Origin of the sequence: Pseudomonas sp. FP2300 (genome assembly GCF_030687595.1) — a bacterium.
GTDB classification, from domain to species: domain Bacteria; phylum Pseudomonadota; class Gammaproteobacteria; order Pseudomonadales; family Pseudomonadaceae; genus Aquipseudomonas; species Aquipseudomonas bijieensis.
On record NZ_CP117440.1, the window covers coordinates 3,894,095 to 3,907,222 of the forward strand.

At 59.9% G+C, this 13,128-nt stretch carries 13 protein-coding genes; 7 read left to right on the forward strand and 6 right to left on the reverse strand.

The genetic code is table 11. The features are described from left to right. Positions 1-188: 188 nt before the first annotated feature. On the forward strand, positions 189-719 hold the full coding sequence (locus tag PSH86_RS17185) for an AidA/PixA family protein (protein WP_163858383.1): 531 nt from the start codon (positions 189-191) through the stop codon (positions 717-719). Positions 720-811: 92 nt separating this feature from the next. Here the strand turns inward: PSH86_RS17185 and PSH86_RS17190 are convergent, their stop codons facing one another. The 5 genes from PSH86_RS17190 to PSH86_RS17210 form a co-directional block, all read right to left on the reverse strand. Continuing rightward, the gene (locus PSH86_RS17190; protein WP_109753008.1) at positions 812-1,033 is read right to left on the reverse strand and encodes a formate dehydrogenase subunit delta; all 222 of its coding nucleotides are present in this window, start codon (positions 1,031-1,033) and stop codon (positions 812-814) included. Next, positions 1,030-3,906: a formate dehydrogenase subunit alpha gene (gene fdhF / locus PSH86_RS17195; RefSeq protein ID WP_305483790.1), complete on the reverse strand. Its 2,877-nt coding sequence runs from the start codon at positions 3,904-3,906 to the stop codon at positions 1,030-1,032. Before fdhF ends, PSH86_RS17190 begins: the two co-directional genes overlap by 4 nt. Beyond that, positions 3,903-5,462, reverse strand: coding sequence for an NADH-quinone oxidoreductase subunit NuoF (locus PSH86_RS17200; RefSeq protein WP_305483791.1), 1,560 nt, complete (start codon positions 5,460-5,462; stop codon positions 3,903-3,905). The genes fdhF and PSH86_RS17200 overlap by 4 nt, the downstream gene beginning before the upstream one ends. Continuing rightward, positions 5,456-5,938 (reverse strand): formate dehydrogenase subunit gamma, encoded by a 483-nt coding sequence (locus tag PSH86_RS17205; RefSeq protein ID WP_109753011.1) that lies wholly within the window; start codon positions 5,936-5,938, stop codon positions 5,456-5,458. Before PSH86_RS17205 ends, PSH86_RS17200 begins: the two co-directional genes overlap by 7 nt. A gap of 306 nt (positions 5,939-6,244) precedes the next feature. Then, on the reverse strand, positions 6,245-7,138 hold the full coding sequence (locus PSH86_RS17210; RefSeq protein ID WP_109753012.1) for a LysR family transcriptional regulator: 894 nt from the start codon (positions 7,136-7,138) through the stop codon (positions 6,245-6,247). Between the two features lie 89 nt (positions 7,139-7,227). Here PSH86_RS17210 and PSH86_RS17215 point away from each other — a divergent pair, with 89 nt between their 5' ends. Further along, entirely contained in the window at positions 7,228-7,710 is a 483-nt protein-coding gene (locus tag PSH86_RS17215) for a cyclophilin-like fold protein (protein WP_370873680.1), read from the forward strand. Between the two features lie 25 nt (positions 7,711-7,735). Further along, the gene (locus PSH86_RS17220) at positions 7,736-8,764 is read left to right on the forward strand and encodes an alpha/beta hydrolase (protein ID WP_109753014.1); all 1,029 of its coding nucleotides are present in this window, start codon (positions 7,736-7,738) and stop codon (positions 8,762-8,764) included. 40 nt (positions 8,765-8,804) lie between these two features. Here PSH86_RS17220 and PSH86_RS17225 read toward each other — a convergent pair whose 3' ends face one another. Next, on the reverse strand, positions 8,805-9,539 hold the full coding sequence (locus PSH86_RS17225) for a helix-turn-helix transcriptional regulator (protein WP_163858376.1): 735 nt from the start codon (positions 9,537-9,539) through the stop codon (positions 8,805-8,807). Between the two features lie 113 nt (positions 9,540-9,652). Between PSH86_RS17225 and PSH86_RS17230 the strand changes: the two genes are divergently transcribed. The 4 genes from PSH86_RS17230 to PSH86_RS17245 all read left to right on the forward strand — a co-directional run bounded on the left by PSH86_RS17230 (position 9,653) and on the right by PSH86_RS17245 (position 13,008). Further along, positions 9,653-10,270, forward strand: a complete 618-nt coding sequence (locus tag PSH86_RS17230) for a YebB family permuted papain-like enzyme (protein WP_233459518.1) — start codon at positions 9,653-9,655, stop codon at positions 10,268-10,270. After that, entirely contained in the window at positions 10,267-11,733 is a 1,467-nt protein-coding gene (locus tag PSH86_RS17235) for an FAD-binding oxidoreductase (protein WP_305483792.1), read from the forward strand. Before PSH86_RS17230 ends, PSH86_RS17235 begins: the two co-directional genes overlap by 4 nt. A 154-nt stretch (positions 11,734-11,887) precedes the next feature. Continuing rightward, positions 11,888-12,811, forward strand: a complete 924-nt coding sequence (locus PSH86_RS17240) for a hypothetical protein (RefSeq protein ID WP_163858374.1) — start codon at positions 11,888-11,890, stop codon at positions 12,809-12,811. 35 nt (positions 12,812-12,846) lie between these two features. Next, entirely contained in the window at positions 12,847-13,008 is a 162-nt protein-coding gene (locus PSH86_RS17245) for a DUF2986 domain-containing protein (protein WP_163858372.1), read from the forward strand. Positions 13,009-13,128 lie beyond the last annotated feature (120 nt).

The window sequence follows — 13,128 nt, forward strand, 5'->3', positions numbered from 1 at the left end:
ATGACAAAGGTAAATCAAAGCCTTGATTGTGCTGCGCTTCGCTCCGTTTCGCCAGCGTCAAGAATTCGAAATTTGACACTACAAAGCCATCACCTATCGTTCCTCTCGAGACCGCACCCACGGACCGGGTGGCCCGGACGCCTTTGTAGGCGCGGTCTTCAATGTCATTACCCTCAAGGAGCAACAAAATGTCTGGAGCGACCCAAACCATTGATGTGCTCGTCAACGTTGACGCCGACTACCTGCTCGCCCATCCCAATGACGTAGGCGGTGCGATTGCCATGCTGGTGACCCGCAGCGCCATCGACAGCCACGCCAACATCAGCAGCGGCGAAGGCGAAGGCGGTAACGAGTTGTGGTTCGATGTAAACCCCGGCGACATCATTCGCTGGCGCGCCACCACGCTGTCGCGCAATTTCGACCGCATCGCATTAATCAAAGACATCGAGATCGGCGACCCTCACCAGGGCGGTGATTACAAGGGCACCATTTCCAAACCGACACCGTTCAACATCCCCGGCATCCCTGTGCCCTATCTGGACAACGGTGCCCCCGGCGGTATCGCCAAAACCGATGTGACCTATACCTTCTGGCAGTCCACTGCGCTGAGCCCAGGAAAGCTCTGGTACCAAATCTACTTCGTTCTACTGGACCGTAACCTGAACCAGATTGGCCCGACCAACACTTGGGACCCCTATGTCACCGTCAATAACCAATAACTGAAACGCACGCAGCCCCGGCCGATTCCCTTCGTCGTTGACGAGAGCGCCGGTCGGGGCTGTGCAGGTTCTACAGGACTTTGCTCCTACGACTAAGCCGCTTTTTCAAACTCCATTAATGCCGCCAACACCAACGGGTGCAGGACCGCGTCGGGATGTTTCGTTTGCCAGGCCATCAACTCGCGACACATGGCCGGCGTCCAGAAGCTCTTGATGTGCTGGTACACGCCACGCACCGCCACTGCCTTGTCCGGCTCGCTGGCGAAGTACTGGCCGATCTGGTTGGCCATCTTGATCAGGCTTTCAGAACTCATCGACGCACCTCGGCTTTCTCGGCATGGCGGCGTTCCTTCAGCAGGCGCCCCTGTTCATCACTGAACGCCTGGTAGCGTTTCTGCCATTCCGAAGGTTGGCTGACCCGCACGATTTCGACCGCCGTCACCTTGTATTCCGGGCAGTTGGTGGCCCAGTCGGAGTTGTCGGTGGTAATCACGTTGGCGCCCGATTCAGGGAAGTGGAACGTGGTGTAGACCACACCCGGCGCCACTCGCTCGGTCACCTTCGCCCGCAGTACGGTCTGCCCGGCACGACTGCCGATACCGACCCAGTCGCCATCGACAATCCCCCGGTTCTCGGCATCGGTCGGATGGATCTCCAACCGGTCTTCCTCGTGCCAGGCCACGTTGTCGGTGCGCCGGGTCTGGGCGCCGACGTTGTACTGGCTGAGGATGCGTCCGGTGGTCAGCAGCAGCGGATAGCGGTTGTTGACCTTCTCCTCGGTGGGCACGTAGCCAGTGAGCATGAAGCGACCCTTGCCGCGCACGAACTGCTCGATGTGCATGGTCGGCGTACCGTCCGGCGCAGCATCGTTGCAAGGCCATTGCAGGCTGCCATGACGCTCCAGTTCGGCGTAGCTGACGCGGCTGAACGTCGGCGTCAGGCGGGCGATTTCATCCATGATTTGCGAAGGATGGTTGTAGTGCATCTTGTAGCCCAGGGCGTTGGCCAGGGCGATGGTGGCTTCCCAGTCGGCCTTGCCGGCCAACGGGTCCATCACCTTGCGAACGCGGGAGATGCGGCGTTCGGCGTTGGTAAAGGTGCCGTCCTTCTCGAGGAACGAACTGCCCGGCAGGAACACGTGGGCGAACTTGGCCGTCTCGTTGAGGAAGATGTCCTGCACCACCACGCACTCCATGGCGCTCAGGGCGGCAGTCACGTGTTGGGTATTGGGATCGCTCTGGGCAATGTCCTCGCCTTGGCAATAAAGCGCCTTGAAAGTGCCGTCCAGGGCCGCCTCGAACATGTTCGGAATGCGCAGGCCCGGATCAGGTTGCAAGGTCACGTTCCACGCCTGTTCGAACTGGGCGCGCACCGTTTCGTTGGAAATATGCCGATAGCCCGGCAGCTCGTGAGGGAACGAGCCCATGTCGCAGGAACCCTGGACGTTGTTCTGTCCACGCAGCGGGTTCACCCCGACACCTTCGCGACCGATGTTGCCGGTCGCCATGGCCAGGTTGGCGATGCCCATGACAGAGGTACTGCCTTGGCTGTGCTCGGTGACGCCGAGGCCGTAGTAAATGGCCGCGTTGCCGCCGGTGGCGTAGAGCCGTGCGGCGGCGCGGATCTGCTCGGCAGGCACACCACACACCGGGCCCAGGACCTCGGGGGAGTTTTCCGCCAGGCTGACGAAATCACGCCAGCGAGCGAAGTCCGCCGCCTCGCATCGCGCCTCGACAAAAGGCTGGTCTATCAAGCCTTCGGTGGCAATCACATGGGCCAGCGCGTTGAGCATCGCCACGTTGGTACCCGGGCGCAGTTGCAAGTGCAGGTCGGCGCGGGCATGGGGTGAATCCACCAGGTCAATCCGGCGCGGGTCGATGACAATCAAACGAGCGCCCTGGCGCAAGCGGCGCTTGAGCTGGGAGCCGAACACCGGGTGCGCGTCAGTGGGGTTGGCGCCCATCACCAGGATGACGTCGGCCTTCATCACCGAGTCGAAATTCTGGGTCCCGGCGGACTCGCCCAAGGTCTGTTTGAGACCGTAACCGGTGGGCGAATGGCAGACACGGGCACAGGTGTCGACGTTGTTGTTACCGAACGCGGTGCGCACCAGTTTCTGCACCAGGTAGGTTTCTTCGTTGGTGCAGCGGCTGGAGGTGATGCCGCCGATGGAGTCGCGCCCGTACTTGAGCTGGATCCGGCGCAATTCGCTGGCGGCGTAAGTGACCGCCTCGTCCCAGCTGACTTCCTGCCACGGGTCGTTGATGTGCTTGCGGATCATCGGCTTGGTGATGCGGTCTGGATGCGTGGCGTAGCCCCAGGCAAAGCGGCCCTTGACGCAGGAGTGGCCATGGTTGGCCTGGCCATTTTTGTCCGGGACCATGCGCACCAGTTGTTCGCCTTTCATCTCGGCACGGAACGAACAGCCCACGCCGCAGTAGGCACACGTGGTGATGACACTGCGCTCCGGCTGGCCGATCTCCACGACGCTCTTGTCGATCAAAGTCGCCGTCGGACACGCCTGCACGCAGGCACCGCAAGACACGCATTCGGAATCGAGGAAATTGTCACCGCCGGCCGCCTCCACCCGGGAATCGAAACCGCGCCCGCTGATGGTCAGGGCGAAGGTGCCCTGAATTTCCTCGCAGGCGCGCACGCAGCGGCTGCACACGATGCACTTGCTCGGGTCGTAGTCGAAATACGGGTTGGAAACGTCCTTGGCCTCGGCCAGGTGGTTGGCACCTTCATAGCCGTAGCGCACCTCGCGCAGGCCCACCTGCCCCGCCACGGTCTGCAATTCGCAGTTGCCATTGGCCGGACATGTCAGGCAGTCCAGCGGGTGGTCGGAAATGTACAGCTCCATCACGTTGCGCCGCAGCGTGGCGAGCTTGGAGGTTTGCGTGCGAACCACCATGCCTTCGGTGACCGGCGTGGTGCAGGAAGCGGGATAGCCGCGCATGCCATCGATCTCCACCAGGCACATGCGGCAGGAGCCGAAGGCTTCCAGGCTGTCGGTGGCGCAGAGCTTGGGAATGGTGGTGCCGAGCAAGGCGGCGGCACGCATGACCGAGGTGCCGGAGGGAACGCTGATTTCGCGCCCGTCGATGGTCAGGCTGACCTGCACGTCGCTGTCGCGTGCCGGGGTGCCCAGGTCGATATCGGTGCTGGGGTCGAAGATGTTGATCATTGGTCGGCCTCCGTGGTCGCCAGACCGAAGTCGGCGGGGAAATGCTTGAGGGCGCTGGCGACAGGGTAGGAGGTCATCCCACCGAGGGCACAGAGCGAACCGTATTGCAGGGTGTCACACAGTTCCTGCAGCAGCAGGGCCTGTTCCTGACGAGCACCCACTTCCGTGCTGGCGATCAAGCGATCCACCACTTCCACCCCACGGGTGGAGCCGATCCGGCATGGCGTGCACTTGCCGCAGGATTCCTCGGCGCAGAACTGCAAGGCAAACCGGGCCATCTGGGCCATGTCCAGGCTGTCGTCGGCCACCACCACGCCACCATGGCCGAGCATCGCGCCCATGGCGGCGAACGCCTCATAGTCCAGCGGCGTATCGAATTGCGCAGGCGGCACCCAGGCGCCCAGCGGCCCACCCACCTGTGCAGCCTTCAGCGGGCGACCGCTGGCGGTACCGCCGCCATAGCCTTCCACCAATTCGCGCAGGCTCAGGCCGAAGGCACGTTCCACCAGGCCGCCGTGACGGACGTTACCGGCCAGTTGGAACGGCATCGTGCCCAGGGAACGGCCCATGCCGAAGTCGCGATAGAACTGCGCACCCTTCTCCAGGATGATCGGCACCGAGGCCAGGGTCACCACGTTATGCACCAGCGTCGGCAGCCCGAACAGGCCTTGAATGGCAGGCAGTGGCGGTTTGGCGCGAACCGTGCCGCGCTTGCCCTCCAGGGACTCCAGCAGCGCCGTTTCCTCGCCACAGATATAGGCACCCGCCCCCACACGAACCTCAATGTCGAAGGCGCAGCCGCTGCCGCTCACGTTCGCCCCCAGGTAACCGGCGTCACGGGCAATGCCCAGCGCTTCGTTCAGCGTGCTGATGGCGGCCGGGTATTCCGAGCGCACGTAGATGTAGCCCATGGTCGCGCCTACGGCGATGCCGGCGATGATCATGCCTTCGATCAGCAGGAAGGGGTCGCCTTCCATCAACATGCGGTCGGCGAACGTACCGGAGTCGCCTTCATCGGCGTTACACACCACATACTTCTGTACCCCCGCGGCATCGCGCACGGTGCGCCACTTGATGCCCGCCGGGAATGCCGCCCCGCCCCGACCGCGCAGGCCGGAATCCAGCACGCTGGCGACGACATCCGCGCCATCCATCTGGATGGACCGGGCCAGGCCGAGGAAGCCGCTTCGGGCACGGTAGTCATCCAGGGACAGCGGTTGCGTGATGCCGGCGCGAGCGAACAGCAGGCGCTGCTGGCTCTTGAGATAAGGAATGTCCTCCACCGGCCCCAGGGCCAGCGGATGGCTGCCGGGATCGCCTGCCAGCGCATCCAGCAGGCTCGGCACATCGGCCGGTGTGACGGGACCAAAACCCAGCCGGACACCGGCACTTTCAAGCTCCACCAGCGGTTCCAGCCAATAAAGGCCACGGGAACTGGTGCGCAACACCTCCAGCGGCAGCTGCCGACGTTCAGCCTCACGAGCCAACGCATCGGCCACCTTGTCCGCGCCCACGGCACGGGCCACCGAATCGCGGGGGATACAGAGCGTCAGCATGCGCCCTCCTCCATGCAGTCATTGACCAACTGACGCAGACGCTCGGGCGTGATCCGGGCATGCAACTCCCCGTCCAGCTCCAGGGCCGGCGAGCAGACGCAGGCGCCCAGGCAATAGACTGGCCGCAGGCTGATGCTCCCATCGGCGCTGGTGCCGTGATCGTCCAGCGCCAATTGCTCACGCAACTGCGCAGCCAGGGCTTCGGCGCCCATGCTCTTGCAGGATTCGGCCCGGCACAGGCGCAGGGTATGGCGCGCCGGCGGCGTGGTACGGAAATCGTGGTAGAAACTGATGACCCCACGCACTTCGGCCAGGCTGAGGTTCAGGGCGTGGGCGATCTCCGGGACGGCATTGTCGGGGATATATCCGCAGCCGGCCTGGATGGCATGGAGAATCGGCAGCAAGGCACCGGGGGTGTCCTTTTCGCGCGCAAGCACGCTATGGATCAAAGGCAGGTGAAGCGTCTCATCAGGCATAAACGTACCTCGGCATCTCGAACGCCACCGCTGCATAGCGGCAGCCGTCCGGAGTCTTGGCTGCGGCGTCCGGCCCACGTCACGGTAGCGTGGCACATCCGATCGCCATTCTCGCTCTCCGGCCAGGTGTCTTTGGCGCACCTGGTCCGGGGCATCCTCACAGCTTGCCACTCCCGGGGGTTGGCGATTGCACATGGACGACGAAACGTGTTCTGAAAGCGACTACTTGAAAGCCGTAGCCGTGAATCAGCGTTGCCCGAACTCGATAGACATACGCCGGATCCGCTTATGAACGGTCACTCGCCCTTAATGGGCTTGGCGCAATGCATTGGCAACCAACGTAAATGCAGGCGAAGGTTGCCGCCGACTGGGGTAGTACAAATAGTAGCCTGAAAACGGCGGGCACCAATCTTCGAGCACGCGCACCAGCCGCCCCTCTTGCAGATGGGGTTCAAACTCCTCCTCAGGCAGGTAGCCAACGCCCAGCCCGGCCACCGCCGCCTGCACGATATGAGTCGACGTGTTGAAAATGAGCTGGCCGTCTACCCGCACGTTCACCTGTTTGCCTCGCCGCTCGAAATCCCAGACATAAAGCCCACCCGAGGTCGGCATACGCTGGTTGATGCAACGATGGATCATCAGGTCGCGCGGATGCTCGGGAACGGTGCGAGTGGCGAAATACGCTGGCGAAGCCACCGCAGCCATCCGCAACGCAGGGCCGATAGGGACCGCAACCATGTCCTTGTCGATGGTATCGCCCAGGCGCACGCCTGCATCAAAGCGATCCGCCACGATGTCTCGAAATCCGTAGCTGACATCGAACTCGACGTTGATGTCCGGGTAATCGTGTAGCAGCCCGACCAGTTTGGGCAGCAGGGTCGTGCGCAGGACATGATCGCCGCAAGTGATGCGTACGGTGCCAGCGGGCTTGTCGCGCATGTCCGTGAGCATATCCAGTTCGGCTTCAATCTCATCGAAACGATTACCGATGGCCTGCAACAGCCTTTCACCGGCAATGGTCGGCGAAACGCTGCGGGTGGTCCGCGTCAGCAATCGGATCTGCAAGCGTGCTTCCAGGCCCCTGATCGCCTGACTCAGTGCAGATTGTGAGACCCCCAGCGTCCCGGCAGCTCGCGTGAAGCTGCCTTCGCGCGCCACCGTGACGAAAGACAGCAGATCGTTAAGGTTTCTTTTGACCATGGCAACAGCACTTCAAGCAGATTGATTAGCCCTGCTTATAGCCTTGTTAAGCACTCATTAGCTAGTCGCATAACTGCTCCCAAGTCACCATGAACCCTATGAACAGAAACAAATGCCCCGTTGCGATGAGATCGGCCCGGCTCGGTTTGCTGACGGTAATGCTCGTGCTTGGCGGCTACGCAACGATCAATGGTGCCGCGTTGGCGTCTTCAAAAGGGGAGAAAATGGCGATGTGGATGACCGTCGGCGAACAACACTTCGCCATCACCTTGGCCGACAACGCTGCCGCCCGCGCGTTTGTCACGTTGTTGCCGCTGACGTTGGAGATGAGCGACCTCAACCGCAACGAGAAATACGCCCCCCTTCCCCAAGCGCTGCCTGCCGAAGCCAGCAAACCGGGAGCGATCCGCAATGGCGACCTGATGCTGTACGGCACGGACACCCTGGTCGTCTTTTATACGAACTTCAACTCGACCTACGCCTACACGCGCCTGGGGCAAGTGGACGCCACCGCGAAACTGGCTCAAGCGCTGGGCCGGCGGGATGTGCAAGTGACGTTTTCCCAACACTGATGACTCCGCATCAACAGGATTCCCAATGAAAAAGATCATCGTTTTACTCACCCTTCTCGTCTGTTCCCTCTCAGCAATAGGAGCCGATATGTCCAACGGCGCAGATAACTTTTATTCCAGCGACGACGTGACCGTACAGAAGGTCAATTTCAAGAACCAATATCAAATGAACGTGGCAGGCAACCTGTTCATTCCGAAGAAACTCAATGGCAAGACAAGAAATCCAGCGATTGTCGTAGGCCACCCGATGGGCGCGGTCAAGGAGCAGAGCGCGAACCTCTATGCCACGAAAATGGCGGAAAGAGGCTTCGTGACCCTCTCCCTGGACTTGTCATTCTGGGGCGAAAGCGAGGGGCGCCCGCGCAATGCCGTCTCGCCGGATATCTATGCCGAGGATTTCAGCGCCGCAGTGGACTTTCTCAGCGCCCAGCCTTTCGTCGACAAGGAGCGCATTGGCGCCATCGGCATCTGTGGCAGTGGCAGCTTCGTGATCAGCGCAGCCAAGATCGACCCGCGCATGAAAGCCATCGCAACGGTGAGCATGTATGACATGGGTGGCGTCAATCGCAATGGATTGAAGCATTCCCAAACGCTCGAACAACGCCGGGCGATCATCGCCCAAGCCACACAACAACGTAATGTGGAGTTCGCAGGCGGCGAAACGCTTTATACCAGCGGTACGGTGCATCAGTTGGACGACAATACTCATCCTATCCAACGTGAGTTTTATGACTTCTACCGCACCCCGCGCGGCGAGTTCACGCCATCCGGCTCGTCCAGAGACCTGACCACGCACCCGACGCTGACCAGCAACGTCAAGTTCATGAATTTCTACCCGCTCAATGACATCGAGACCATTTCGCCTCATCCGATGTTGTTCATTGCCGGAGCCGATGCACACTCCAGGGAGTTCAGCGAGCAAGCGTATAAACTCGCCGGTCAGCCGAAGGAACTTGTCATCATCCCCGGCGCCGGGCATGTCGATCTTTACGACAGGGTCAACCTCATTCCTTTCGACAAATTGACGACCTTCTTCCAGAGCGCCCTGAAGTAATACCTGGCCCAGTCGATTCATCCACAAGTGACCTATCGATCTACCCCCGCTTAAGCTGCCTGAACACCTGCGGCTCCCAAACGCGCATCGCCAGCAACAGCGCAGTCCCACGTTTTTCGGACAGCGGCGCGGTCAACGATTCGTTATGAAGCGCCGCCAGTTTGCTGCGCAACTTGTGGATGTCGACTTGCAACTGGGCGTAAGCGGGCTGGGTCAGCATGCCATGGGCAAAGTGCAGGGTTTCATCGGGGACGTCGAATCGGCTCGCCATGAAATCCGGTAAACCCTGTCGCAGGAAGAACCCTCGGATAGGGCCGTCCGGCAGCCAATCGAAATCCCGCGCGACCAGCAACCTGATGCGATTTCCCGGCTTCAGGTCCGCCAGGCCCATCCGCTCCAACACCAACAAATGCTTGATGCACTCGGCTTTTGACACGCAGTAGGCAGACACCATGTCTTCCAGTGACCAGTGATTCAGCGCACACACCGCCACCAGCAATAACTTTTCGTTTGAGACCAGTTGCGCTTCCTGCTCACGCGTCAGCATCTGCAGGCGTGGGGCCGACCGCTCTGCCTCTTGAAGCAATTCCGCCATCGTCAGGCCCAGCAACTCACAGAGTTGGGCCAGGCGTTCGAGCGTCAGGCGACCGCTGGCGAGCAAACGCTTAACGCTGGGCTCCGACAGGTCGAGCGCTTGGGCAACGTCCCGATAGGTCATGCCGGCGGCCTTGAGGCGTTGCTTCAGGGTGGAGATGAGTTGAGTAATCTGGGTCATAAGTATTGATATCCGATACCGTTGGTATCAGCTTAGCGAAATACGCACGAACAAGTTGCGAATTACGCAACCACCTCCCCATGCTTGAAGCTCAACAGAGCCGAGAGGTCAGCATGTTCAGCAAAAATGCAGCGCACGTTTCTCCAACATCAGGCGGACCATCCATGGTCGATCTGCAGATTGGCGATATGGTGTTCATCCGGGTCACCGCGCGGCCCTTCCTGGAAGTCGCCAATGCGACGAACTCATGGACGAACCATGTGGGTGTGGTGGTCGACAACCATGGTGGTGAGCCGTTGATTGCAGAAAGCACGTTTCCGCTTTCGCGCACCACCTCGCTCACCCGGTTTATCAAGCGCTCCGAGCATGGACGCTGCACAGTGGCGAGGCTCACGCGGCCACTCACCGACACGCAACGCAAGGCGCTTCAGAACGCCGCCGATCATCGGCTGGGTACGTTCTATGACACCGGCTTCAACATAAGCTCGCGGCGCCAGTTCTGCTCTCGTTTCGTGCGTGAGGTGATCGATGAAGCGACGAACCTCCAGCTCGGTGAGGTGGAGACGTTCGCGACCTTGCTGCAAGATAATGCCGATCCGAACCTGGCCTTCTGGCGGCTGTGGTATTTCGGCCGAATTCCTTGGCGACGTCGTACCGTCACGCCGGCCAGCCTGCTTCAAAGCCCGGACGTGCGTGTCATTTTCGATTCACAACTGAGTGACACCGCATGACCAACGATGCACAGGTGTTTGACCCTTCAAGATCGTCGCCCTGTCTCACCCGGCGCAGCCTGCTTCAGGCAGGCATGACCGGGGTTGCCTTCGGCGTGCTGTCGCCTTGGTCGTCCTGGGCAGCCTCTTCGGGCGTCCTGGTCAACGATGTGACACGACTCAACCCGGTCTGGGTGAATCGCCTGCTGGCTCCGCGCACCACCGATGAGATCCGACAGGCGTTGGCCCTGTGGGCAGGCCCGGTGAGCATCGGGGGTGGTCGCTACAGCATGGGTGGACAGATTGCCACCGAAGACAGCCTGCACCTCGATATGCGTCAGTTCAATCAAGTCATCCGCTACTCACCTGAGCAAAAGGTCATACGCGTACAGTCAGGAATGCGCTGGCGCGACCTTCAAACCGTCATCGACCCAGACGATCTTTCGGTAAAGATCATGCAGAGCTACGCCAACTTCACCGTCGGCGGGGCGCTGTCAGTCAACGCTCATGGGCGTTACGTCAGTGCCGGCCCGATGAGCAACTCGGTATGCGCCTTGCAACTGGTGCTCGCCGACGGTTCAGTCGTGGAAGCCTCTCGCACCACAAATACCGACCTGTTTCACGCAACCATCGGTGGCTATGGCGGGATGGGCGTCATCACAGAAATCGAATTGGAGCTGGCATCCAACGTCACGATGGAACGCCAGGTACACCACATGCCGGTTGCCGATTACCCTAAATTTTTCAATGAGCAGATCCGCGGAAACGATCAGGCAATCCTGCACAACGCCGATCTGGCGCCGCCCAACTTTGACCAGGCCACCGCCATCACCTGGTACGCCACGGAAAAAGCGCTGACCGTCGAAGATCGGCTGGTTGCACCGGGGCAATCGTACACATTCGATCAAACCATCATGTGGGGCGTGGCCAGACTCCCCGGCGGCCCGTTGCTTCGCAAGGATGTGGTCGATCCATTACGCTACCTCAGCCACCCGGTGGTACGCCGTAATTACGAGGCCAGCCGGGACGTCGCCTCCCTCGGACCGATCGCTACCCGCAATAGCACCTACGCGTTGCAGGAATATTTTGTACCGGTGGCCCACCTCAACGCGTTTGTCATGCAAATGGCCGATCTACTCAAGGTGCATGACGTCGATGCCATCAACATTTCCATCCGGCACGCGCCACCCACCCCTGACTCGTGCCTGTCCTGGGCACGGGAGGAAGTCTTTTCATTCGTACTTTATTACTGGCAACACGTTGGCGTGGCCGACCGCGAGAAGGTCGGCGTATGGACACGCGAACTGATCGATATTGCCCTGGCGTTTGGGGGCACCTACTACCTGCCCTATCAGTTGCATGCAACGCGACAACAGTTCTCGCGGGCCTATCCCGGGGCGCAACGGTTGTTCGCACTCAAGGCGCGGTTCGATCCGCAGAAACGATTCCGGAACAAGCTTTGGGATAAGTATTACGTGGGATAGCGTGGCCGGAGGACGGGGGCCAGGTCCACGGATCTCTCCCGCGACAGACCTCGGCTGCCGCCTCGCCACAAGAAGCAAAATCATCACTATGCTACCCACAGAGCGATGAGTCAGGTAACGACCATCCTATGCGTAATATCAAGGAGATTGGGTGATGCAGGAAGCAACCACGGGACTCGAAAAGCAGATTGAGATCGCTACAAAGCTTCTCTCTCTGTCAGCAAAAATAGGATTACTGATCGGCGGCACGTGCATCGTCAGTTACCTATTGAGCAACGGCCATTACCCACAAGGCGTCTCGATTGGAGACAGCTTGTTATTTCTGGTCGCGGCATTTTGCTTTGGGCTGGTGTGTGTTTATTTTTCAGTTTCCGTCACGGCGGCCGGGGTGCTGCTTTCCCCATTTTTCATTCCCGTGCTTAGAGGTTTCGCCTGGCTACATGGAAAAGTCACCGGTAAAAAAAACATACTGGAATTCAAGCGACCGAAAATTACGTTCTTCTCGGTGTTTTTTGGAATATGCGGCGTAGTGACCATTTATTTCCTTACCCGCAGAAGCCCCTTGGAACACATCCCGCTTATCCTTCTGCCCGTTTTTCAGTACATCGTTTACTCAGCCTATCTGGAGCAGAACAAGAAAATAAAAGCAGCGCTTGAAGTCACCGGTCCAGAGCATCCTGAGCACAAGCCCCATGCTGAAATGAAACCCTTGAAGAAAACCAGGGCGATGATTGTCTGTGTCATCCTGCTGACGCCCCTGCTCATGGGAGGCGTGACCTCGGACTTGCTGCAAGCGGCCATGCGCTTCGCGCAAATACGCATAGAAAGGGCCACGATTCTGGTGAAACCACCTTATGCCAACCTGTTGCCAGCCCCTAAGGATTCCCCGCTGGAAAATTACAAACGCTTTGAAAATGCGACGGTGATTTTCCGAGGTGTGGGCAACTCGACGCTCATTGAAATGCGCACCGAGGAAACGGCGATCCGGCTGGAGATTCCGAATGACTCGATCATCATCGAGCGCCGGGTGAAGCCCGTTGCCAACATCAGGAAAAATCCTGAGAAAACGGAAAGCTGATACCATCCAAACATTGACACGCTGAGCAAAACGACATGAATCGCCGCAAGAAAATAAACCAGTTATTGAAGGCTAACGCCAAAAAGGCCAGTGCCAAGCTGGCGCCCAAAAGCAAGAATCAATACATCAGCAAAGCCGACCGACTGAAACTGGCGGCTGAAGCCAGTGATGCGCCCATCACGCCCGCGGAAAGCTGATCCACATCACCACCCTCCTCTGAAGCGCTGCGCCTCGCTGCTGATCTCAAGCTTGAGCTTCAGTTCTGCCGGGCTGGCTCCAGGCTGCCGCCCCTCCCCTTTGTCGTCATCTGCCATCAG